At 70.9% G+C, this 22,265-nt stretch carries 20 protein-coding genes; 11 read left to right on the top strand and 9 right to left on the bottom strand.

Annotated elements, in window-relative coordinates; translation table 11 throughout:
• Positions 1 to 4 precede the first annotated feature (4 nt).
• Positions 5 to 1,516, top strand: coding sequence for a sensor histidine kinase (locus tag IMT31_RS03090; protein WP_345355605.1), 1,512 nt, complete (start codon positions 5 to 7; stop codon positions 1,514 to 1,516).
• An 83-nt stretch (positions 1,517 to 1,599) separates the two neighbouring features.
• Here IMT31_RS03090 and IMT31_RS03085 read toward each other — a convergent pair whose 3' ends face one another.
• Complete coding sequence (locus IMT31_RS03085) at positions 1,600 to 1,848, bottom strand: WhiB family transcriptional regulator (RefSeq protein ID WP_010144519.1); 249 nt, start codon at positions 1,846 to 1,848, stop codon at positions 1,600 to 1,602.
• A gap of 333 nt (positions 1,849 to 2,181) precedes the next feature.
• Between IMT31_RS03085 and IMT31_RS03080 the strand changes: the two genes are divergently transcribed.
• Positions 2,182 to 2,625 (top strand): hypothetical protein, encoded by a 444-nt coding sequence (locus tag IMT31_RS03080; protein WP_413543718.1) that lies wholly within the window; start codon positions 2,182 to 2,184, stop codon positions 2,623 to 2,625.
• A gap of 53 nt (positions 2,626 to 2,678) precedes the next feature.
• On the opposite strand, the gene IMT31_RS03075 is transcribed toward IMT31_RS03080, so the two are convergent.
• Positions 2,679 to 3,050, bottom strand: a complete 372-nt coding sequence (locus IMT31_RS03075; RefSeq protein ID WP_345355611.1) for a DUF1844 domain-containing protein — start codon at positions 3,048 to 3,050, stop codon at positions 2,679 to 2,681.
• A 358-nt stretch (positions 3,051 to 3,408) separates the two neighbouring features.
• Between IMT31_RS03075 and infC the strand changes: the two genes are divergently transcribed.
• The 4 genes from infC to IMT31_RS03055 all read left to right on the top strand — a co-directional run bounded on the left by infC (position 3,409) and on the right by IMT31_RS03055 (position 6,178).
• Positions 3,409 to 4,422 carry a translation initiation factor IF-3 gene (gene infC, locus IMT31_RS03070; RefSeq protein WP_413543717.1) on the top strand — a complete coding sequence of 338 codons (1,014 nt, stop codon included), beginning with the start codon at positions 3,409 to 3,411 and terminating at the stop codon, positions 4,420 to 4,422.
• 124 nt (positions 4,423 to 4,546) lie between these two features.
• The gene (rpmI, locus tag IMT31_RS03065; protein WP_010144525.1) at positions 4,547 to 4,741 is read left to right on the top strand and encodes a 50S ribosomal protein L35; all 195 of its coding nucleotides are present in this window, start codon (positions 4,547 to 4,549) and stop codon (positions 4,739 to 4,741) included.
• 89 nt (positions 4,742 to 4,830) lie between these two features.
• Positions 4,831 to 5,217, top strand: a complete 387-nt coding sequence (rplT, locus tag IMT31_RS03060) for a 50S ribosomal protein L20 (RefSeq protein ID WP_345355617.1) — start codon at positions 4,831 to 4,833, stop codon at positions 5,215 to 5,217.
• Between the two features lie 64 nt (positions 5,218 to 5,281).
• A complete protein-coding gene (locus IMT31_RS03055) occupies positions 5,282 to 6,178 on the top strand; it encodes a TrmH family RNA methyltransferase (RefSeq protein ID WP_413543716.1) in 897 nt (298 codons plus the stop codon).
• A 74-nt stretch (positions 6,179 to 6,252) separates the two neighbouring features.
• Here IMT31_RS03055 and IMT31_RS03050 read toward each other — a convergent pair whose 3' ends face one another.
• Both IMT31_RS03050 and IMT31_RS03045 read right to left on the bottom strand, forming a co-directional pair.
• Positions 6,253 to 6,522 (bottom strand): GlsB/YeaQ/YmgE family stress response membrane protein, encoded by a 270-nt coding sequence (locus tag IMT31_RS03050; RefSeq protein WP_345355623.1) that lies wholly within the window; start codon positions 6,520 to 6,522, stop codon positions 6,253 to 6,255.
• A 138-nt stretch (positions 6,523 to 6,660) separates the two neighbouring features.
• A complete protein-coding gene (locus tag IMT31_RS03045; RefSeq protein ID WP_413543715.1) occupies positions 6,661 to 7,872 on the bottom strand; it encodes an MFS transporter in 1,212 nt (403 codons plus the stop codon).
• A 51-nt stretch (positions 7,873 to 7,923) separates the two neighbouring features.
• Between IMT31_RS03045 and IMT31_RS03040 the strand changes: the two genes are divergently transcribed.
• The gene (locus tag IMT31_RS03040; protein ID WP_345355629.1) at positions 7,924 to 8,367 is read left to right on the top strand and encodes a (deoxy)nucleoside triphosphate pyrophosphohydrolase; all 444 of its coding nucleotides are present in this window, start codon (positions 7,924 to 7,926) and stop codon (positions 8,365 to 8,367) included.
• A gap of 40 nt (positions 8,368 to 8,407) precedes the next feature.
• On the opposite strand, the gene IMT31_RS03035 is transcribed toward IMT31_RS03040, so the two are convergent.
• On the bottom strand, positions 8,408 to 9,481 hold the full coding sequence (locus tag IMT31_RS03035) for an Rv2578c family radical SAM protein (RefSeq protein WP_413543714.1): 1,074 nt from the start codon (positions 9,479 to 9,481) through the stop codon (positions 8,408 to 8,410).
• Positions 9,482 to 9,537: 56 nt separating this feature from the next.
• Here IMT31_RS03035 and pcp point away from each other — a divergent pair, with 56 nt between their 5' ends.
• Positions 9,538 to 10,236 carry a pyroglutamyl-peptidase I gene (pcp, locus tag IMT31_RS03030; RefSeq protein WP_413543713.1) on the top strand — a complete coding sequence of 233 codons (699 nt, stop codon included), beginning with the start codon at positions 9,538 to 9,540 and terminating at the stop codon, positions 10,234 to 10,236.
• A gap of 37 nt (positions 10,237 to 10,273) precedes the next feature.
• Here pcp and IMT31_RS03025 read toward each other — a convergent pair whose 3' ends face one another.
• Entirely contained in the window at positions 10,274 to 11,425 is a 1,152-nt protein-coding gene (locus tag IMT31_RS03025; protein ID WP_413544361.1) for a CynX/NimT family MFS transporter, read from the bottom strand.
• Positions 11,426 to 11,602: 177 nt separating this feature from the next.
• On the bottom strand, positions 11,603 to 12,040 hold the full coding sequence (locus IMT31_RS03020) for a hypothetical protein (RefSeq protein ID WP_345355638.1): 438 nt from the start codon (positions 12,038 to 12,040) through the stop codon (positions 11,603 to 11,605).
• A 136-nt stretch (positions 12,041 to 12,176) separates the two neighbouring features.
• Between IMT31_RS03020 and pheS the strand changes: the two genes are divergently transcribed.
• Genes pheS through IMT31_RS03005 form a run of 3 tightly spaced genes read left to right on the top strand, consistent with a single transcriptional unit; the run spans position 12,177 to position 16,684 of the window.
• Entirely contained in the window at positions 12,177 to 13,256 is a 1,080-nt protein-coding gene (gene pheS, locus IMT31_RS03015) for a phenylalanine--tRNA ligase subunit alpha (protein ID WP_413543712.1), read from the top strand.
• Positions 13,257 to 13,259: 3 nt separating this feature from the next.
• Positions 13,260 to 15,905: a phenylalanine--tRNA ligase subunit beta gene (pheT, locus tag IMT31_RS03010; protein WP_413543711.1), complete on the top strand. Its 2,646-nt coding sequence runs from the start codon at positions 13,260 to 13,262 to the stop codon at positions 15,903 to 15,905.
• Positions 15,906 to 15,928: 23 nt separating this feature from the next.
• Positions 15,929 to 16,684: a 4'-phosphopantetheinyl transferase superfamily protein gene (locus tag IMT31_RS03005; protein ID WP_413543710.1), complete on the top strand. Its 756-nt coding sequence runs from the start codon at positions 15,929 to 15,931 to the stop codon at positions 16,682 to 16,684.
• Positions 16,685 to 16,688: 4 nt separating this feature from the next.
• Here the strand turns inward: IMT31_RS03005 and IMT31_RS03000 are convergent, their stop codons facing one another.
• Both IMT31_RS03000 and IMT31_RS02995 read right to left on the bottom strand, forming a co-directional pair.
• A complete protein-coding gene (locus IMT31_RS03000) occupies positions 16,689 to 18,071 on the bottom strand; it encodes a M1 family metallopeptidase (RefSeq protein WP_413543709.1) in 1,383 nt (460 codons plus the stop codon).
• Positions 18,068 to 22,165: a Pls/PosA family non-ribosomal peptide synthetase gene (locus IMT31_RS02995; RefSeq protein ID WP_413543708.1), complete on the bottom strand. Its 4,098-nt coding sequence runs from the start codon at positions 22,163 to 22,165 to the stop codon at positions 18,068 to 18,070. The genes IMT31_RS03000 and IMT31_RS02995 overlap by 4 nt, the downstream gene beginning before the upstream one ends.
• Positions 22,166 to 22,265: the final 100 nt, after the last annotated feature.

Genomic DNA, 22,265 nt, shown 5'->3' with positions numbered 1-22,265 from the left:
TTGCATGGCCCTGTTCACCGACCCCCTCTACGGCGATCCGGATCTGGCGGACGGAGATGTCGACTGGCTCCATGCGGTGGTCAGCGAATGGCAGCTGATCGCCGACCTGGCCTTCGCTGACCTCGTGCTGTGGTATCCGGTCGAGGGGACTCCCACGACCGGGCGGGGCTTTGTGGCCCTGGCTCAGGCTCGGCCTTTCACGGCCCAGACCTCGCTGCACCGTGACATCGTGGGCAGCCGGGTCCGCACGGACCTGAAGTCCCTGGTCGCCGAGACCTGGTCCACGGGGGAGTCGGCCGCCACGGCCCCGTCAGTCCATGGGCCGGACAGTTCCATGCGGGTGGAGGTATGGCCCGTGCGTCGGGGAGCCCGGACCATCGGTGTGGTCACGGTGCACCAGAACCTCGCGGGGCAGCGTACCCCGTCCCGGCTGGAGCTCATCTACCGCCAGAGCGCCACTCAATTGCTGACCATGCTCTCCCGGGGACAGTGGCCGGACCCGCACGACGCGGCCGGAGGCTCCCCTCGGGGCGCTCCACGGGTCGGTGATGGGGTGCTTCGGCTGCGGGAGGATGGGACGGTGGACTTCGCGACTCCGAACGCTGTGTCCGCCTTTCGCCGCCTGGGCGAGACGGAATCCCTGGAGGGACGGTCTCTGGCGAGGATCGTCACCGACCTTCAGGACGAGCGCCGGCCCGTGGACGAGTCGTTGCCCCTGGTGCTGACGGGCAAGGCGGCGGCGAGGGCCGAGCTGGATGTCCGTTCGGTCAACCTCACCCTGCACACCGTGCCCCTGAGCAATGACGAGGGACGCTTCGGTGCGCTCGTGCTGCTGCGTGATGTCACCGAGTTGCGCCGGCGCGAGCAGCAACTGATCGGCAAGGACGCCACCATCCGGGAGATCCACCACCGGGTGAAGAACAATCTGCAGACCGTGGGCTCGCTGCTGCGGATGCAGTCACGGCGTATGCACTCGGAGGAGGCCAAGAAGGGGCTGGAGCAGGCGATGCGCCGGGTGGACACCATCGCCCTCGTCCACGAGACGCTCTCGCGAGGACTGGACCAGCACGTGGACATGGACGCACTGTTGGGCCGCCAGTTCCGGCTGGCGGTGGAGGTGGCCGGTGATGGCCGAGAGGTCAGCACCGAGTTCGGGGGAGGGTTCGGGGAGCTTCCCTCGGACCTGGCCACTCCGATGGCCCTGGTCATCAACGAGCTGGCCATGAATGCCGTGGAGCACGGGACCGGCGCGGCGGGTGGACACGTGGGGCTGGTGGCGCGCCGGACCCACACGCCCACCGGGGAGCGGCTCGAGGTGCGTCTGTGGGACACGGGTGCAGGGCTGGCCCAGGAGGGACGGGCCGAGGTGGTGCCGGCGCCGGGGCAGAGCCCCGGGCTGGGTCTGCGCATCGTCCGCAACCTGGTGACCGGCGATCTGCGCGGCACCATCGAATGGACGGAGTTGGAGGACGGAGGGACCGAGGTCCTGATCCTCGCTCCAGTGCCGGATCACTGACGGGTCCTGACACGGCACAGGCCCCGACCCGCATCGGGTCGGGGCCTGTCATCGGCCAGTTGGGCGCGAGGCCCGGGGCCTGATCAGGAGGCGCGGCGTGCCCGGGCGGCGCGACGCTTGAGGGCGCGGCGCTCGTCTTCGCTCATTCCGCCCCAGACGCCCGAGTCCTGACCGGACTCGATCGCCCACTGCAGGCAGGTGTCCACCACCTCGCAGGTACGGCAGACGGCCTTGGCCTCCTCGATCTGGAGCAGGGCTGGACCCGTGTTCCCCACTGGGAAGAACAGCTCCGGGTCCTTGTCCAGGCACGCTGCCCGGCTACGCCAATCCATGCTGATCGCTCACTCCTTCATTGCCGGCACACGGTTGCCCCGGCAAACCTGTCTAGGGTCATCGGACGATAGTCCTGAGGCGGGGGCGGTCCGGAACGGCGCGTGCCGTAGGCAACAAAAAAGGGCCGTTGCGACGACCCCCGCTGAACTTCGTGAAGTATCTTTTCATGTCATGTGTGACTAAACAAGGGGTCCTGCGCATTGTGTGGCGGTTATCATATGGGCCGCATGTGGGCCGATCGCCCGGAGTGCTGCGTCCCGTAGACTATCCCGGCCCGCCATGACTGCTGTCAAGGGCGCCGGAACCCAGCCGACCGTCAGGAAGACCGCCTCGTGCCCACCGCATCCCGCCAGCCCACAGCCGGGTCTTCTGCCCCCCGCTCGGGCATCGCCCGTCCGCCGGCCGTGATGGTGCTGAGCGGCATCCTGATCCTGCAGGCCCTGGGGGTGCTCGGGACGGCAGCGGCCTCGGTCCTGGTCATCGGGGCCGGTGCCCTAAACGTGGGCGCACAGATCTTCCTGGTGGTCCTGTACGTCCTGGCCGCGGTGTGGATCGGGGCCACCGGCGTCGGAGTGTGGGCGGGGCGGCCCTGGACCCGCGCTGCCGTGGTGGTGATCGAGCTGTTCGCGGTGATCCTGTCCATCAGCTTCTTCTCTGCGGGGAACGTGAGCACCGGACTGGTCTTCCTGCTGCCGGCCGCCGCGGCCCTGCTGCTGATGTTCACCCGTCGGGCGGCCGAACATCTGGCCGGTGTTGAGCGCCGAGCGGACCGATGAAAAGGGCCCGGCGCCGTCCGAGGACGGAGCCGGGCCCGGCGCGGGTGGCGAGGTCAGTTCACTGCGCCGGTGTACTTCTCGCCGGGGCCCTGGCCCGGCGCATCCGGGAAGGATGAGGCCTCCCGGAAGGCCAGCTGCAGGGATCGCAGTCCGTCGCGCAACGGGCCGGCGTGCTGACTGCCGATCTCCGGGGCGGCAGCTGTCACGAGCCCGGCCAGTGCCGTGATGAGCTTGCGGCCCTCATCGAGGTCGATGAGCTCCTCGGCGTTGGGTGTGTCGGCCAATCCCACCTTGACGGCCGAGGCGGTCATGAGGTGCACGGCGGCCGTGTTGATGAGTTCCACGGCCGGGACCTCGTGGATTTCCCGGACCCGGTCGGTGACGGGATCGTCCGAGGGGGAGGGATTCTGCTGTTCGTCATTCATGCTGGTAAGCTTGTCACAGACCAGCTGGGTCCGTTCCCGTTTCCGCCGCAAGCGAGTGTGAGATGGATGACGGGTCCAGTCATCAAGTGGAGGCCTTCTCCCACCCGCGTCAGCAGAATGCCCGTTCTCCGAACAGGCCGAGTTGCCGGGTCACCGGTCACGTCGCCCCCTCGGGGTCGGCTGATCGATGGATCGGCGGAACAATCCGCCGGTCAGGCCTCCGCCTGCGTTGAGCACGGAGGCCTTTCTCGTCTCCGGGTCCAGCGTAGGGACCGCCGGGGATGGCGTTCCCGCAACCGAAGATCCCGAACACAGGAGTTGCAAGATCAGCGAGCCAAGAATCAACGAACGGATCCGCGTGCCGGAGGTGCGCCTGGTCGGCCCCCAGGGCGAACAGGTGGGAATTGTGCGCATTGAGGATGCGCTACGTCTAGCAGCCGAGGCCGACCTGGACCTTGTTGAAGTGGCCCCCACGGCCAAGCCGCCGGTCTGCAAGCTGATGGACTTCGGCAAGTGGAAGTACGAGGCTGCGGTCAAGGCCCGCGAGGCGCGGAAGAACCAGACCAACACGATCCTCAAGGAAGTCCGCTTCCGCCTGAAGATCGACAAGCATGACTACGAGACGAAGACCGGCCATGCCCGGAAGTTCCTCACTGCGGGGGACAAGGTCAAGGCCATGATCCAGTTCCGTGGCCGTGAGCAGCAGCGCCCCGAGCTGGGCATCCGTCTGCTGGAGAAGTTCGCCGAGGACGTGGCGGATGTGGGCATGATCGAGTCGAGCCCCCGTCAGGACGGGCGCAACATGGTCATGGTGATCGGCCCTCTGAAGAACAAGGCCGAGGCCCGCGCCGAGGCCCGCAAGCAGCAGGATCCGAAGCCCGAGCGGGCCGGTTCTCGGCGCGACGTGGCCGCTCGCGAGGCGAAGCAGAAGGTTGACGATGACACGTCATCGGCACCGCTGTCCTCCGCCATGTCTGATGCCATGCCCGAGGAGCTGAAGAAGCTGGCTCAGTCCAGTCACGCGGCCCCGGAGCCGAAGGCCGTTCCCGAGGCGGATGCTCCCGAGGTGGAGGCTCCGAAGGCGGCTCCCGAGGCGGAGGCTCCGAAGGCAGCTGTCAAGCCGGAGCAGACCGAAGCCCCGAAGGCTCCGGCCGCACCGAAGGCGGCCGCACCGAAGGCAGCTGCCCCGAAGGCAGCTGCCCCGAAGGCGGCTGCTCCCAAGCCCGCTGCGTCGGCCAAGCCGGCCGCAGCACCCAAGCCTGCTGTGGCCAAGCCGGCCGGGGCGCCCAAGCCGGGTGCGCCGAAGCCGGCGGCGGCTCCCAAGCCCGGTGGTGCCCCGAAGCCGGGCCCCAAGCCGGGCGGCGGCAAGTAGGCCAGCACCACCCTTCCGTACCGGAGACCACCGGAACGGACCAGATCGGCCCCGCCCCCAGCGAGGTCCACGAAGCACTGTCCGCCCCTGGGGCGGACAGCCAACCTGAAGGAGAACGGCAGCCATGCCGAAGATGAAGACCCACAGCGGAGCCAAGAAGCGCTTCCGCGTGACCGGCTCGGGCAAGCTGATGCGTCAGCAGGCCAACCGCCGCCACTACTTGGAGCACAAGCCCTCCACGCTGACCCGCCGTCTGGCCTCCGATCAGCTGGTCTCCAAGTCCAGCGTCAAGACCATCAAGCGGATGCTGGGCATCTGACATTTCCCGTGGCCCCCAGGGCCGCACACAGCTAGCCACCGCGGACATTCGAGATTCCGCGGCCGGCACCGATCCGAAGGAGTACGCACGTGGCACGTGTGAAGCGGGCAGTCAACGCCCATAAGAAGCGCCGGGTGGTCCTTGACCGCGCGGCAGGTTACCGCGGACAGCGTTCTCGCCTTTACCGCAAGGCCAAGGAACAGCTGCTGCACTCGTATGTCTACAACTACCAGCACCGCAAGAAGCGCAAGGGCGATTTCCGCCGCCTGTGGATCACCCGCATCAACGCGGCCTCCCGCGCCAACGGCATGACCTACAACCGCTTGATGCAGGGCCTGAAGCTGGCCGGCATCGAGGTCGACCGCCGCATGCTGGCCGAGTTGGCCGTGACGGACGCCGTCGCGTTCTCCGCCCTGGTGAAGGCTGCCCGCGCGGCCCTGCCGGCGGACGTCAACGCCCCGGCCGGCGCCAAGTAGGCACTTGCATCCGCGGGCGGTGCCGCCGGACCGGCAGGATCGGCGGGACCGCCCAAGGAACACCATGAACGAGCGTCCCGACCAGGAAGTGATGACCAACCCCCGGGCAGACCGGGTGCGGGGGGTCGCACGCCTGGCGGGGCGCTCGTCGCGTCTGCGGGAGGGTTTGTTCCTGGCGGAGGGACCCCAGCCTGCCCGTGAGGCGTTGAGGGCCCACCTGGGACTGATGGGTTCCGGTCCGGAGGGTCGACCGGGCCAGTGGATCGCCGGGCAGGTGGTCGCCTCCGTCTATGTGTCCCCGCGGCTGGCCGAGCGTGATCCTGTTCTGGCCGGCCTGGTCCGGCGCGCCGGCGAGGCTGGCGTGAACGTCCGGCTGGCCACGGACGAGGTACTGGCCGCCATGGCCGATGCCGTCACCGGCCAGGGCATCATCGCTGTATGCCGCCTCCCCGAGACTGGATCGGATGCTCTCTGGTCCGAGGCGAGGACACTCGGTCTGGTCGCGGTCCTGTGCCGGGTCCAGGACCCGGGCAATGCGGGGACCATCCTCCGAGCAGCGGACGCGGCGGGGGCCGACGCCGTGGTGCTGACTGCCGGTTCCGTGGACGTGTTCAACCCCAAGGTGGTGCGGTCCACCGCCGGATCACTGTTCCACCTCCCCGTGGTGACCTCGGCGGACGTCGTTGAGACGGCCGAGGGGTTGACCGCGCGGGGGATGGCGGTACTCGCCGCGGACGGCTACGGAACCGTGCGACTGGATCAGCCGCCGCCGGGCCTGCTGTCCGCGCCCACCGCCTGGCTGTTCGGCAACGAGGCCCAGGGTCTCGCTGCGGAGGAATTGGAGCTGGCTGCCCTTCGGGTGGCGGTTCCACTCTATGGCCGGGCGGAATCCCTGAACGTGGCCACAGCGGCCACGGTCTGTCTCTATGCCTCGGCTATGGCTCGGCACTCGCGAGGCTGACTGACCCTCCTGCAGACGACACAGGGCGCCCCTCCACTGGAGGGGCGCCCTGTCTTCTTGGGGCCGGCGGTGTCTTAGGCCTTCTTGGCCATCCGGCCGGAGATGGCCTGCCAGATGAACGCGACGATGACGCCGCCGACGATGGCGAAGATCCACGTGCCGAAGCTCCAGAACTCGTCCATGGCACCGACGCCGACCAGGCTTGCGATCCAGCCGCCCAGGACGGCACCGATGAGTCCGGTGATCAGGGCGCCGAGCCAGCCGCCGCCCTGCTTGCCGGGAAGAATGAGCCGGGCGATGGCGCCGGCGATGAGTCCGAGGATGATCCAGCTGATGAAGCCCATGATGACTACCCCTTCGTGTTCATGTACCTAATCCGATGCGGATAGGACCAGTGTCCTTCTGCGGTGTGCCCTAGTCCACTGGTGGCGGACGACGATCAGGCCACACCTAGGCACAACCTAACAAGTCGGAGTGAGAAATCAGGGATTTCGGGAGCGCAACAGGGTCAGGGACAGGACCAGGCCCAGGCCGGCCAGGGCGGCACCGGCGCCCGCGGGCACCTGGAGGGCGAATCCGCCGTGGATGACTGCGGCACCCACCCAGGCGCCCATCGCGTTGGCGAGGTTCAGTGCCGAGTGGTTGAGGGCTCCGGAGAGCTGGGGCGCGTGCGGGGCGGCGTCCACGAGCAGGACCTGTAGTGAGGGGACGAGGGCGGAGGCGGCCGCGGCGGCTGTGAGCAACGGGACGAGCGCCACGGCCCACCATTGCGCCGTCAGGCTGAAGCAGACCAGGGAGACTGCCACGATCCCGAGCATCCACTGCAGGGTGCGCCGTGCGGAGCGGTCGGTGAGGGCGCCCCCGGCGAGGGTCCCCACCACCATGCCGACCCCGTAGAGGCCCATCAGGGCGGGGACCAGTTGCTGCGGCATGCCGCCGACGTCCGTGAAGACCGGCGCGATGTAGGTGTACAGGGCGAACATCCCGGCGAATCCGATGGTGCCGACCAGGATGGTCCGCCACAGGGCGGGGGACCTCAGGGCCGTGAGCTCACTGCGCACCGAGGCGCCCTGCGGCGCGGGGACGGAGGGCACCAGCCAGGCGACGGCCGCCATGGTGGTGGCGCCGAAGACACCGGTGACGATGAACATCCACCGCCAGCCGGAGGTCTGTCCGAGCCAGGTGGCCAGAGGCACGCCGATGAGGTTGGCCACCGAGAGCCCGGACATCACCCAGGCGATGGCCTGCCCACGCCGGGCGGGGCCGGCCAGGTGGGCCGCGGCGAGGGCAGCGGCCGAGAAGTAGGCGCCGTGCGGCAGTCCCGAGACGAATCGCGCGAGGAGCATGGAGCTGAAGTCCGGTGCCAGCAGGCTGGCGGCGTGCCCGGCCACGAACAGGGCCATCAACCACAGGGCGGAGGAGCGCCGGTCGATGCGGGCCATGCCGGCGGCCAGCAGCGGGGCTCCGACCACCACGCCGAGGGCGTAGGCGGAGATGAGGATGCCGCCGGCCGGCAGGTCGACGTCCAGCTCGGCGACCGCCTGGGGGAGCAGGCCCATGATGGCGAACTCAGTGGTGCCGATGGCGAACCCGCCCAGGGCCAGGGCCAGGATGCCGGGGAGCATGGCACGGTTCCGCGTTGAGGCGGTGGTTGAGGCGGTGGAGTGGGGGGCGTCATCTGCTGGGTGCGGCACTGATCCAGACTACGGTCAAGATCACCGGACCGGTCGGTAGGATCTGGGGTCATGGGCAACATCACCTCTGCCGCGGGGCCACGGCCCGTGGTTGGCGCCGCGATCCTGGATGACCTGGCGGGACCCAGGACCTTGCTGGCTGCTCGGCGCAGCGCCCCGGCGTCCCTGGCCGGGCTGTGGGAGTTCCCCGGCGGCAAGGTGGAACCGGGGGAGGACGCCGGGCGGGCCCTCGAACGCGAGGTGCTGGAGGAGCTGGGTGTGCGGATCCGCCTGGACCGGGAGGTTGCGGCCGGGCATGCCGAGGGGTGGTTGCTGGGCAACGGGGCCAGGATGCGGGTCTTCACGGCCGTGATCGTCAGCGGCCACCCGGAGCCCTTGGAAGACCACGACCTGCTGGACTGGTGCGCCCTCGAGAGGACCGCCCTCCAGGAACTGGACTGGATCCCCGCTGATCGGCCGATCGTGGACGCCCTGGTGGCGATGCTGCGCCCCTGAGTGGCCCGCACCGGCTGGTTGCACCTCCGGGGGCATGACCTCAGAACAGGGCCGGCTGTGGGGACGCGGGCTCGCGTGGCCGGTCCGCCGCAGGGTTTCGCCCCTCGCCGTCAGGCCGGGTGATGCGGTGGGCGCCCTCCCGGTGCAAGCCGTGGCGCCGTGCAGCGGAGGTGGCCCGCCGGGTCAGGGCCTTGCGGTAGGAGGCCGGCGCGTAGGAACTGCGCCCGTAGAGCTGGTGGTACCCGTCCAGCAGGCCAGGGTGGTCCTGCTCGATCCACTGCAGGTACCACTGGCGGGCACCGGGACGCAGGTGCAGCGCCCCTGCCAGCACGGAGGTGGCGCCGGCCCCGGCGAGGGCCGCCATCAGGTCCTCGAGGTGCTGGTCCGAGTCCGTGAGCCATGGCAACAGCGGCATGGCCATGACGGTCACGTCTGCGCCGACGGCGGAGAGTCTCTCGATGAGCCTGAGACGGGCGGCCGGAGTGGGGGTGCCGGGCTCGACCCGGTGGGCAAGGGCCGGGTCCAGCATGGCCAGGGACACGGAGACCTGTACGGGCACCTGCCGGGAGGCCGAGGCGAGCAGGTCCAGGTCCCGCCCCAGGAGGGTGCCCTTGGTCAGGATGGAGAAGGGGGTGCCGGAATCTGCCAGAGCGGTGATGATGCCGGGCATGAGCCGGTACCGGCCCTCGGCTCGCTGGTAGGGGTCCGTGTTGGTGCCCAGGGCCACCAGCTCGCGGTTCCAGCCGGGCCGGCTCAGTTCCCTCCGCAGGACCTCGGGGGTGTTCACCTTGACCACGATCTGCTGGTCGAAATCCGTGCCTGCATCGAATTCCAGGTACTCGTGGGTGCTGCGGGCATAGCAGTACCGGCAGGCATGGGTGCATCCGCGGTAGGGGTTGACGGTCCAGCGGAAGGGCATGGGCGAGCTGTCCGGGACCTTGTTCAGCGCGGACTTGGCCACGACCTCGTGGAAGGTGGTGTCCGCGAACTCGGGAGTGGTGATGGAACGCTGCAGGCCGGAGAGCGGGAGCAGGGCGGCCGGTGCGGCTGGAGTGCCACCCTCGCCCGGCTCGGATCCGTCCCCGGCCTGCAGTGTCTGCGCTTCCCATCGCATGACTAGATTAGAACACATGTTCTAATGTCGGTGCAAGGGGTGGTTAGGCTGGGCCCATGATCGATTCACGCCCGGACCGGATCCTGCTGACCGGATTCGAGCCCTTCGGCGGTGACGAGCGCAATCCCTCCTGGCCGGCGGCCAGGGACGCGGCGGCACGGTTGCGGGAACTCGGCCTGGACGCCGTCGCCGAGCGGCTGCCCTGTGCCTTTGCCGGATCCACCGAGGCCCTGGAGCGGGCACTCGCCGAGCACCGGCCCGGCATCGTCATCGCGTGCGGCCTGGCCGGAGGCCGGGCGCAGGTGGCCGTGGAGCGCGTGGCCGTCAACCTCCAGGATGCCCGCATCCCGGACAACACCGGTCACCAGCCCGCAGGTCGCCCGGTGGACGACGCCGGCCCCGCCGCCTATTTCTCCAGCCTGCCGGTCAAGCGGACCGTCGCCGCGCTGCGCGCCGCCCGGATCCCGGCTGAACTGTCCCTCAGCGCGGGCAGCTTCGTCTGCAACCACGTCTTCTACGAGGTGATGCGCCGGGCCGAGACCGGGGCGGCGCCGGCCGGGGGAGCGGTGCACACGGCCGGGTTCATCCACGTGCCCTGGGACGAGCAGGCACCCCGCCGGGGGCCGGACGCGGAGCCGTGGCCCACCCTGCCTGCCGCCGAGCTGTCCCGCGCGCTGGTGATCGCGGCGCAGGAGGCCGCCCGGCCGGGGCCGGGCGTCCCGGACCTGGACGTCCCGGACGGGGCACTGCACTAGACGTCCTGACCGGAGACGTCCTGACCGGGGGCGTCGGTCAGGATCGGCTCGAGGCGCGGGCCGCCAGGAGACCGGCCAGGGTGAAGGAGAGCGCGGCCACGAGGATGAGCAGGATCGGTGCCGTCCAGCCCTCCGTGGTGGTGTGCAGCCAGCCGGCCAGCGGAGGTGCCACGGTGGCGGCCAGATAGCCCCCGGTCTGGACCGAGGCTGAGCCGGCGGCGGCCTGCCGGTCGGTTCGTGCCAGACGGGCGATGATGGAGAAGATCGCCGTGAAGCCGCCGCCCTGGGCCACCCCGCCCGTGATCGACCACAGCACGTAGGCCTCCGGTGCCAGCAGCAGTCCCAGCGGCAGGGACAGCCACAGTGCCGCCACGGCGGCCATGGGGATCCACGGCCGGGTACGGGCCGCCAGCAGGGGCACGCCCAGGGCACCCACGATCGCGGCCACCTGGAACAGGGAGGCCGTGGCGCCCGAGCCCGAGGTGCCCAGGCCCTGGGAGTCGGCCAGGATGGACGGCAACCACGTGGTGGTGGTGTAGTAGCCCGCCGACTGCCCGCTGAAGGTGATCACGAGCAGCCACATCACGCGGCGGAACTGCGGCGTGGGCACGGTGCTGGGTGGCTGGTCGCCTGAGGGCCGGGCAGCGGCGGCGCCCGGCTCCCCCGAGACCCCGTCCGTAGGGGTGGGCGGTGGACGGTTCCGGATCCGCCGGCGCACCAGTGCCGACCAGTAGGCCAGGCCGATGACGGTCGGCACGCCCCACAGGACGAGGGCCCACCGCCAGCCGACCGCGGCGGCCAGTGGCCCGGTGCCGAGCAGGGTGGCCATCGAGCCCACGTTCATGCCGGCCGAGTACAGGCCGGTCGCCAGGGACACCCGGTCCCAGGGGACCTCCCGGCGGATGATGACGGGCACCACGATGTTCCCCAGCGTCAGGGACAGGCCGATCACGGCGGTGCCGGCCAGGACCAGCCAGGCCGGGCCCACCGAGCGCAGCACGGTCCCGGCCAGCACGCCCGTCAGGCAGGCGAAGACCGTGGCCTCGGCTCCCCAGCGGCCGATGGTCCGCGTGGCCAGCGGCGTGGCCACCGCGAACAGCAGGATCGGCAATCCCGTCAGCAGGCCCGCCCCGACGGCGTTGAGCCCGGTCTCGGACTGGATGTCCCCCAGGATCGCGGTGGGAGCGATGATCGGCGCCCGGAGGTTGAGGGCCAGGATGACGATGCCGACGATGACCCAGGGCAGGAACGGGCTGGCTGCTGGTGGGCGGCGCGTGGTGACTCCTCGGATGGAAGGGGCGCTGGAGGGCGGGGCGGGCGGGGACGCGGCCCGTCACGGGCCACCCCCGATCCTAGCCACCGGCGGTCACACCGAGCGCCGCGGCCACCTCGGAGGGCGCTCGCGGTAGCCGCCGTCCGCCAGCCCCGCGTGGCGTTCGAACGCGTTCCGGGACGCGGGATCGCCCGTGCGCAGCAGTGACCACCCGGCCGCGGCGAAGTACAGGGCCAGGAAGGGCAGGCCCAGGCACCACGCGTACTGGGTGGCATGCCTCGATTCGTGGGCCAGCAACCGGGCCGTCGGGGCGGTGTGGGGCCGGAGCAGGACCATACTGCCCACGGTGAAGGCGCCGCCGTCGGGAAATCCCCACCGGTAGCCGAAGGCGAGGAGCAGCCCCTCCGGGCCGCGCCGGACCCGGCATCCGGCGCTGAGGGCCAGCACGAGTCCGAGCGGGGTCGTCAGATTGGCGGCGTTCCACAGCTGCCTCAGCCGCAGGCGTGCGGGCAGGGCAGGGACGGGCGTCATGGTTGAAGCATAGGAGACCGGTGTGCGCTGGCTGCCTCCGGGCTGACTAGACTGATCGGGGCCTCCCGCCGGGTGCGGGCGGGCCCGCGCCGAAGCCAGCACCCGCACCAGCAGAGCACGAAGGTCGAATCCCGCCATGACGGACAACCACCCTGTCGATCAGCCAGCGCCCACCGGGCCGGAGATCTCCCCAGCGGACGAGGCCGCAGTGAATGCGGCCGTCGAACAGGCCGTGGCCGCCTTCGAGGCCGCCACGGACCTCGAGGGCCTCAAGGCGGCACGGCTGGCCCACACGGGGGAGAAGGCCCCGCTGACACTGGCCAACCGCGGGATCGGGAAGCTGCCCAAGGAGCTGAAGTCCACCGCCGGCAAGCTCATGGGCGGTGCCCGCAAGTCCATGGACGCCGCGCTCGCCGCCCGCACCGAGGTGCTCGAGGCCGAGCACGCCGCCCGCCTGCTGGTGGAGGAGACCGTGGACGTCACCACGGCCGTGCGCCGCCGCCGCGTGGGCGCCCGGCACCCGCTCTCCGTGCTGCAGGAACGCGTCTCGGACATCTTCATCGGCATGGGCTGGGAGATCGCCGAGGGTCCCGAGGTCGAATCGGAGTGGTTCAACTTCGACGCCCTGAACTTCAAGCCGGACCACCCGGCCCGGGAGATGCAGGACACCTTCTTCGTGGACCCGCCGGAATCCCACCTGGTGCTGCGCACCCACACCTCTCCGGTCCAGATGAGGGCCATGCTGGAACGCGGCGCCCCTGTCTACGTGTTGTGCCCGGGACGGACCTTCCGCACGGACGAGCTGGATGCCACCCACACCCCCGTCTTCCACCAGTTCGAGGGACTGGCCGTGGACCGCGGACTGACCATGGCAGACCTGCGTGGCACCCTCGAGTACTTCGCCCGGCAGATGTTCGGCCCCCAGGCGAAGATCCGGCTGCGCCCCAACTTCTTCCCCTTCACCGAGCCCAGCGCCGAGATGGACATCTGGCATCCCGGGGCGAAGGGCGGCCCGCAGTGGATCGAGTGGGGTGGCTGTGGCATGGTCCACCCCAACGAGCTGCGCGCCGCGGGGATCGACCCGGACGAGTACTCCGGATTCGCCTTCGGCATGGGCGTGGAACGCACCTTGATGTTCCGCAACGAGGTCCCGGACATGCGGGACATGATCGAGGGCGATGTCCGCTTCTCCCAGCACTTCGGAATGGAGATCTGATCCATGCGTATCCCGCTGTCATGGCTACGTGAATTCGTCCCCGTCCCCGCGGACGCGACCGCCGAGGACGTCATGGCCGACCTGGTCAGGGTCGGTTTCGAGGAGGAGGACGCCCACCGCCCCCTCGATGACCTCTCCGGCCCGCTCGTGGTCGGGCAGGTCCTGGAGATGGTCCCCGAGCCGCAGAAGAACGGCAAGACCATCAACTGGTGCCACGTCCGCGTGGTCCCCGAGGGCCAGGAGCAGACCCTGACCGGCGAGGGCATCGACCCCTCCGGTGTGCAGGGCATCGTCTGCGGCGCCCACAACTTCCAGGTGGGGGACAAGGTGATCGTCACCCTGCCCGGCGCCGTGCTGCCCGGAGACTTCCGCATCACCCCCCGGAAGACCTATGGCCATCTCTCCGCCGGCATGATCGCCTCGGCGCGCGAGCTGGGCCTGGGCGAGGACCACGACGGCATCATCGTGCTGTCCACCCTGGGCTTCTCGCCCGAGAACGGGAACGATCCCGAGCCGGGCACCGACGTCTTCGACCTGCTGCACCTGCGGGACGAGGCCGCTGAGATCAACGTGACCGCGGACCGCAGCTACGCCTTCTCCATCCGCGGTGTGGGCCGTGAGTACGCACACGCCACCGGGCTCCCCTTCACGGACCCGGCCTCCCTGGTCACGGCCCCCGAGCCGAACGGCCAGGGCCACCCCGTGCGCCTGGAGGACTCACGGCCCATCTACGGCGTCCCCGGCTGCGACCGCTTCGTGACCCGCACCGTCACCGGCATCGACCCGAGCCGTCCCACCCCGCCGTGGATGGCCCAGCGGCTGCGCCTGGCCGGCATGCGGTCCATCTCCCTGGCCGTGGACATCTCCAACTACGTCATGTGGGAACTCGGGCAGCCGCTGCACTTCTATGACGCGGCGAGGCTGCAGGGGGAGATCGTGGTCCGCCGCGCCGCCGAGGGCGAGACGCTGACCACCCTGGACGGCAAGTCGCGGACACTCTCCGCCGAGGACCTGCTCATCACCGACGATCGCGGCCCGATCGGCCTGGCCGGCGTGATGGGCGGCGGCGAGACGGAGGTGTCCGAGTCCACCACCACGATCGTCATCGAGTCCGCGCACTTCGACCCCGTGTCCATGGGCCGCACCCGCCGCCGCCACCGCCTGCCCTCGGAGGCCTCCAAGCGCAACGAGCGCGGCGTGGACTGGGAGGTCGCGGACGAGGCGGCAGAGCGCGCCGTCCAGCTGCTGGTCCAGTTGGCGGGCGGCACCGCTGATGCGGGGATCACCGAGGTGGGCGCCCGCCCGGAGCCGAGCGTCATCGAGCTGCCCTCCTCCTACCCGGGGGCCCGCGTGGGCGTCGAGTACACCGAGGACCAGATCGAGACGACCCTGCGGAACCTGGGTGCCACGGTGGAGAGGGGTGTGGCGCCGGATGCGGGGCTTCCCGACGCCGGCCCGGCCGGGCCGGTCTTCACCGTCACCGCCCCGACCTGGCGCCACGACCTGGAGATCCGGGACGACCTGGTCGAGGAGATCGCCCGGCTGATCGGTTACGACCAGATCCCGTCCACCCTCCCGGTGGCACCTCCGGGGCGCGGTCTGACCCGGGCACAGGCGGCCCGGCGCCGGGTGGTCCAGGGCCTGGCCGACGCCGGCCTGACCGAGGTGCTGGCCTACCCCTTCGTGTCCGAGGTGCAGAACCGCCTCTTCGGCTCCGCCACCGAGGACGAGGGTGCCGCGCAGCGGATGGTGCGCCTGGCCAACCCGATCTCCGCGGAGTTCGGGTACCTGCGCACCTCCCTGCTGCCCGGACTGCTGGACATCGCCCGCCGCAACCACTCACGCGGTTTCCGGGACCTGGCCCTCTACGAGTCGGGGCTGGTCTTCCTGCCCGGTGAGCAGTTGGGCTCGGCCACGATCCCGCCGCTGGGCGCCCGCCCAGCGGACGAGGTGCTGGCGGACCTGGAGGCGGGCATCCCGGACCAGCCACGGCACCTGGCCGCTGTGCTCACGGGTCACGACTCCGCACCCGGCGCCGGCCACCGGCCCCGCACCCACGACTGGCAGGACGCCCTCGGTGCCGCCCTGGACGCCGCGGCGATCCTCGGGGTGGAGCTGGAGGTCGCCCAGGGATCCCATCAGGCCTTCCACCCGGGCCGCACGGCTGAGCTGAGGCTGGCCGGTTCCACCGGTTCGGCGGACGCAGGCGCGGGAGACTCGGCCGGCATCGTCGTCGGCGTGGCCGGGGAACTGCTGCCGTCCTGGCTCGAGGACGCCGACCTGCCCGCCCGCACCGTGGCCATGGAACTGGACCTGGACGCCCTGATCGCCGCAGCGGCCGACGTGGTGGTGGCCCGGCCGATGTCCACCTTCCCACTCACCAGCCAGGACGTGGCCCTCGTGGTCGCGGACGACGTGGTGGCGGGCGACGTCCTGGAGACCCTGCGTGAGGGGGCGGGGGAGCTGCTCGAAGACGCCAGCCTCTTCGACGTCTACGCCGGCCAGGGGGTGGAGGACGGCCACCGGTCGCTGGCCTTCTCGTTGCGCTTCCGGGCGCCGGACCGGACGCTGACCGCTGATGAGGCCTCGGCGGCCCGAGCCGCCGCCACCGAGCTGGCCGCCCGGCGCCACGGCGCCATCCAGCGCTAGGCCGGCCGGGGTTGGGGGCGGACATGGACGCGGGCCTGACCTCCGGTGGTCACGGTGCCGAGAGCGCCGGGGCCCCTGCACCTGACTGGCATGTGGTGCTCACCGGCCCCCGGGCCGGCGACCAGCGGCGTGAGGCCCTGGACTTCCTGGCGGTCTCCCTCGGTCACCGTCCGGGCACGTTCACGGTGAACCATCACTGCCCCCGGTGCGGAGCGCAGGATCATGGGGCCCCCGGACTGGCCTACAGCGCACTGGCACGGCGCAGACGCGGGCCGGATGCCCTCGCCGGTGTGGACGAGGCGGGGACGCTGCCGGCGGTGAGTTTCAGCCGGGCCGCCGGCTGGCTGGCCACGGCGTGGGTCGACCCGGTGTCCTCGGGCCGCGGGTGGTGCATCGGAGTCGATCTGGAGGTCACGGGCGCCCCGGCCTTCGCCTCGGCCGAGGGTCTCGGGGCAGTCGCCTACTCACCGGACGAGTCCGCCGCGGTGGCCCGGTGTGCACCCGTGGAGCAGCCGATGGTCCGCGCCGCGCTCTGGTCCCTCAAGGAGGCCGTGGTCAAGGCGCGCGGAACCGGCTTCGAGGGTGATCCCTCCGAGGTGCTCGTGACGGCACCGGGAACGCTGGTCCCGCAGATTCGCGGGAACCCGGAGGCCGTGGTGGTGGCCTGCGATCAATGGCCCGGTGGGCCGGTGGGGGAGGGACTGACGGGCATGCTCTGCCTGCTGAGATGTGAGGATCCGGGTAGCCCTTCGTCGGGATGGGCCGTCACCGCCCGATGAGGCGTCAGGAGGCTTCCGGGCCGGGGAAGGGCGGCAACTCGGACTCGAATAGCCACGGGGCCATCACCTCGGTGGCGAAGCCCTCCGGATGTCCTGCCGTCCTGGCGTGCAGGTCCGCATGGGTCAGGAACAGGTCGGTGTCCACCGTGCCGTGCCGGTGCTCGGCCACCCAGGAGCGGATCAGTCCGGCGAACTCCTCGCCCCCGAGCGCACTGCGCAGGGCGTACAGGGTCAGGGCGCCGCGTTTGTAGATCCGGTCGTCGAACATCAACTCGGGGCCGGGATCGGCCACCATGATGTCGCGGGGCTTGACGAACAGTCCGCGCCAGGCCCGCCGAGCCTGCGTGCGCAGGGAGGCCTGTCCGGACTCCTCACTCCACAGCCATTCGCTGTAGCAGGCGAAGCCCTCGTGGAGCCAGATGTCCTTCCACTGCCGCAGCGTCAGGGCATTGCCGAACCACTGGTGGGCCAGCTCGTGCGCCACCAGCCGCTCCGAGGCCCAGGATCCGTCCAGGTGGTTGGACCCGAAGATGGACAGGGACGCGGCCTCCAGCGGGATCTCGAGTTCGTCATCGGTCACCACCGCCGTGTACCGGTCGAAGGGGTAAGGACCGTAGTGACGGCTGAAGCAGTCCATCATGCGCGCCTGGAGGCCGAGCGCGTCCTGCGCGCGCTTCAGGAGGGCGGTCGAGGCGGCCAGGAAGACGGGCGGCGTGTCTGCGGGAGGCTCCGGGCCGTCGTCGTGCTCGGGGACCGCCACGAGTTGATAGCGGCCGATCTGGACCGTGATCAGGTAGCTCGGGGCGGGATCCCGCAGTTCCCAGGTCCATTCCTCCCGAGAGGAACGGCGCCGGTGACCGGTGGGAAGGCCGTTGCACACGGGCAGGTATCCGGCGTCGGTGCTGATCGCGATGCTGTAGGTCGACTTGACCGAGGGGTGGTCCACACAGGGGAACCAGGTCTGGGCGCCATTGGGCTGCCCGGCCACCAGGACGCCGTCCTCGAGCTCCTCCCAGCCGATCTCGCCCCACATGCCGTGGAGCATGCGAGGGACGCCGGAATAGGTGATCTCCAGGCTCAGGTCAGCCCCGGCCTCGAGCCGGCTGCCCAACTCGATGATGAGCCGGCCGTCACGCAGGGCCGTCTTGGTCACCTTGACGGGGTCCCGGCCGGAACGGGCGCTGACCTTGCCCACGGTCAGGGCGTGCAGGTCCAGCTCCACGCGTTTGAGGGCCTGCAGCACGGTGCCCTCCAGGCGGGCCCTGCCGGAGAGCCGGTTGGCGGCCAGCTTGACCTCGAGCTGGAGATCGTAGTGCCCGACCGTGAAGTCGCCGGTTCCCGACCCGGGGACATAGGGGTCGGGGAGGGCCGGGGTCTCTGCACTCACGGGTGGGTGTCCTCCTCAGGGATTGCTGCCAGACGCTCGGCGGCGCGCTCCGCCTTCTCCTCGAGCTTCTCCAGTCTAGTGATGGCCGCGGCCCGGCCCTTCACCTTCGGTCCCTTCCAAGGTGCCACCGGGTTGCCCGTCCACCACGAGTGGCCGGGGACCATCTCACCGCGCATGATGAGGGAGCCGGCGCCCACCGTGGCGCCGTCGTCGATCGAGGCGGCGGGCAGGATCACGGAGTTCGGGCCCAGGGTGGCACCCTCGCCGAGCCGCACGGTGTCCAGTGACATCACGCGATCGTGGAACAGGTGCGTCTGCACCACGGAACCGCGGTTCACCGTGGCGGAGTCCCCCAGGGTGACGAGGTCCGCCTCCGGCAGCCAGTAGGACTCGACCCATGCGCCGTGGCCGATCCGCGCGCCGAGGGCCCGGAGCCACCAGACCAGTGAGGGGGTGCCGGCGGCCAGGCGGCCGAACCAGGGGGCGGCCACCATCTCGGTGAAGGTGTCCGCCACCTCGTTGCGCCAGATGAAGGAGCTCCACAGCGGATGCTCGCCGGCCTCGATCCGTCCGATGATTACCTTCTTGGCCACGACGGAGGTCCCTGCCGCGAGGGCACCGGCGAGCATCAGGACCACGCCGCCCAAGACAACGGCCAGCCACCAGCCGCCGGGGCCGGAGCCCTCCGCGGCGCCGCCGCCGAGCTGGGCCAACCCCTCCAGGGCTAGCGCCACGCCCAGCGCGATGATCACCGAGGCCCAGACGGCGAGCAGCCGTAGCGACTCCCAGGCACTGCGCGCCCGCTTGAGCCGTGCCGGCGGATCGAAGGTGAGGGCGTCCTCCGCGTCCACCTCGGTGCGGCGCAGTCGCACGGGCGGGGAACCCAGCCAGGACGAGCCCGCCTTGGTCTTGTTCGGGGCGGCGGACAGCACCGCCACCAGGGCGTTCTTCGAGAGCTTGCGGCCGGCGGCCAGCATGCCCGAATTGCCCAGGAAGGACCTCTTGCCCACCTTGGCGTGACCCACGTACATCCAGCCGCGGGACAGCTCGTAGGAGCCGATCATCGTGTCGTCGGCCAGGAAGGCGCCGTCCCCGATCTCGGTGAGGGCCGGCTGCAGGATGACGGTGGAGGCCTCCACGTTGTCCCCGACTCTTGCGCCGAGCCAGCGTAGCCACGTGGGGGTGAAACGGGAGGCGTAGATCGGGAAGAGCAGGTCCCTGGCCGTGTCCAGCACCCGCTCGGTGGCCCACAGCTGCCAGCCGAGGCGCGAGCGTACGGCGTGGAAACCCTCGGTGACGCCGAGGGACAGCAGCCGCACGGTGAGCACGGTGAACAGCATGTTCGCCCCGAACCACACGGCCGCGATCAGCGGACTGGCGGCGAGGAGGCGGGCCGCGGACCCCACGAGCGTCTCGGGTGCGGTCCCGGCACCGCCGGCGGACCAGTCCGGCCACCACGTCAGGGTCCAGACACCCACCAGGGCAGACAGCGCGGCGGCTGCGAAGGGAAGCAGGGCCAGGAAGCCGGAGCCGATGGTGGAGAGCACGAGCCATCCGGTGGCGCGGGGCGGCTCGATGTTCGGACCGTCGTAGGCGGCCTTGCCGAGCCGCTGGGCGGGGGAGCCGGCGTACTCGATGCCGTCCTTGGTCTTGCCGTTCACGGTGGAGCCGGCCTGGATGACCGTCCCCCGGCCGACCGCCGCGCCGGGCATCAGGGTGGACCGGGAACCGACCACGGCCTCCTCGCCCACGGTGATGGCGCCGATGTGCACGACGTCCCCGTCGATCCAGTAGCCGGAGAGGTCCACCTCGGGCTCGATCGAGCTGCCCGTGCCGAGATCCAGCAGGCCCGTGACCGGCGGAACCGAGTGCAGGTCCACGTGCCGGCCGATCCTGGCCCCGAGAAGACGGGCGTAGGTGGGCACCCAGAGGGCTCCACCGAGGGACACCGGATCCACCAGGTCGGAGATGTGCTGGGCCAGCCAGAGGCGCAGGTGGACCTTGCCTGAGCGCGGATAGGACCCGGGCCTCAGGCCGCGCAGCAGGGTCCGGGCGGCGATCACGGAGATCGCCATGCGGCCCGGCGGGGAGACGAAGACCAGCCATCCGGCCAACACCCACCACCAGGACACGCTCGGGGCCTGTGGCAGGAGGCCCCAGGCCGCGGCCAGGTTGGAGCCGGCGGTCAGGTAGACCACCCATCTCATGGCCACCAGGATCACCAGCGGGATTCCCATCAGCGACTGGAAGACCTGGGTCCTGCGCGCCGTGCGGGCCACGGGGCGGGGTTGCACGGGTTCGGCCGGCTCCACCGGCTGACCGTCGTTGCCGGTGACGGCCTCCAAGAGGGCGCCCGCCCGGGGGTGGGCGTAGATGTCCCGCACCGTGACGTGGGGATACCGGGTGCGTAGCCGGGACACCAGCTGCGCGGCGGCCAGGGACCCGCCTCCCGCACTGAAGAAGTCGGTGTCCAGGTCCTCGGGGGCGGACCCCAGCACGTCGGCCCAGTGGCCCAGCACCCACCCGCCGGGGGACCCGGAGTCCACAGGCAACTCGGTGTTCGGCCCCGAACCGCCGTGGCCCGAGCCCTGTCCGGCCTGGCCGGGCAGCGGCCACGGCAGGGCGTTGCGGTCCACCTTGCCGGAGGTCTTCGTGGGCAGGGAGTCCACCGTGACGAGCCGGGGCACCAGGGCGCCGGGCAGGTCCTTCTCGAGCTGCCTGCGGAAGGCCTTCAGGTCCGGTCGGTCCCGCTCCGGAGTCGACGGCGGCACGGCCAGGTACCCGATGAGCAGCTGGGTTCCGGCGGGGGTCGTCTTGACGGCGGCGGCGCCGCCGGCGATGCCCGGCAGTGACTGCAGAGCGGCGTCGATCTCGCCCAGCTCGATGCGGCGGCCGCCCAGCTTGACCTGTTCATCGGCGCGGCCCACGAATAGCAGTCCCTGCCGGTCCCAGACCACGAGGTCGCCGGAGCGGTAGGCGCGCTCCCAGCCGAGGGTGGGCATCGGGGCGTACTTCTCCGCGTCCTTGGCGGGGTCGAGGTAGCGCGCGAGTCCGATCCCGCCGATGATCAGCTCGCCGGTCTCGCCCTCCGCCACGGGGATCCCCGTGGACGGGTCCACGATGGCGAGGTCCCAGCCGTCCAGAGGCAGGCCGATGCGCACGGGGCCGGCGCCGTCCATGGGGGCGGCACAGGCCACCACGGTGGCCTCCGTGGGGCCGTAGGTGTTCCACAGCTCGCGTTCGTCCTCCGCCAGCCGGGCCGCGAGGTCGGGAGGGCAGGCCTCCCCGCCGAAGATCAGCAGCCGGACGTTCTCGAGGGCCTCCGGCGGCCACAGGGCGGCCAGCGTGGGCACGGTCGAGACCACGTTGATGGAGCGGGAGACCAGCCAGGGACCCAGATCCATGCCGGAGCGCACGAGCGATCGTGGGGCGGGGACCAGGCAGGAGCCGTGGCGCCACGCGAGCCACATCTCCTCGCAGGAGGCGTCGAAGGCCACGGACAGTCCGGCCAGGACGCGGTCGTCCGGCCCCAGCGGATCGTCCTGCAGGAAGATCCGGGCCTCGGCATCCACGAAGGCGGCGGCGTTCCGGTGGGTGACCGCGACCCCCTTGGGGGTGCCCGTGGATCCGGAGGTGAAGATGATCCACGCGTCGTCGTCGAGCCGGGCCGGCCGCGGTGCCGGGAAGGGCTTGGGGCGCTTCGAGGAGGTCTGCACGCGGCCGTCGGCGCCGAGGACGGCGGCCACCTGGGCCTCGGAGAACACCAGCCGTGCCCGTTCGTCCGGGTCGTCCGCGTCCACCGGAACGTATGCGGCGCCGATGTACAGGGTGGCCAGGATGGCGACGTAGAGCTCCACCGTGCCCGAGGGGATGCGGATGCCGATGCGGTCTCCGGCCCCGAGCCCGGCACTGTGCAGGGCACGGCCCGTGGCCTTGACCTCCTCCAGGAGCTCGGCATAGGACAGCACCGTGTCCCCGTCGTCGAGGGCCGGGGCCTCCGGGTGCTGCTCGGACGTCGCCACCAGTATGTCCACCAGGGTCCGGGCCGGTGGGGCCTTCTCTGCGGCGGGCAACTGGGGCAGATGGATGGGCACGGTGTGCTTCGGCCTACTTCCGGGTCAATGGGGGATTCAGTGGGGAGATGAATCGTGAAAAAGAATGCCAGTCATCCTATCGCGTTCTCCGCGCCGGAGT

Source organism: Citricoccus nitrophenolicus, from assembly GCF_047305825.1.
Taxonomy (GTDB): domain Bacteria; phylum Actinomycetota; class Actinomycetes; order Actinomycetales; family Micrococcaceae; genus Citricoccus; species Citricoccus nitrophenolicus.
Note: the sequence above shows the minus strand (reverse complement) of the source record. Positions and strands in the feature narration are given on the sequence as shown.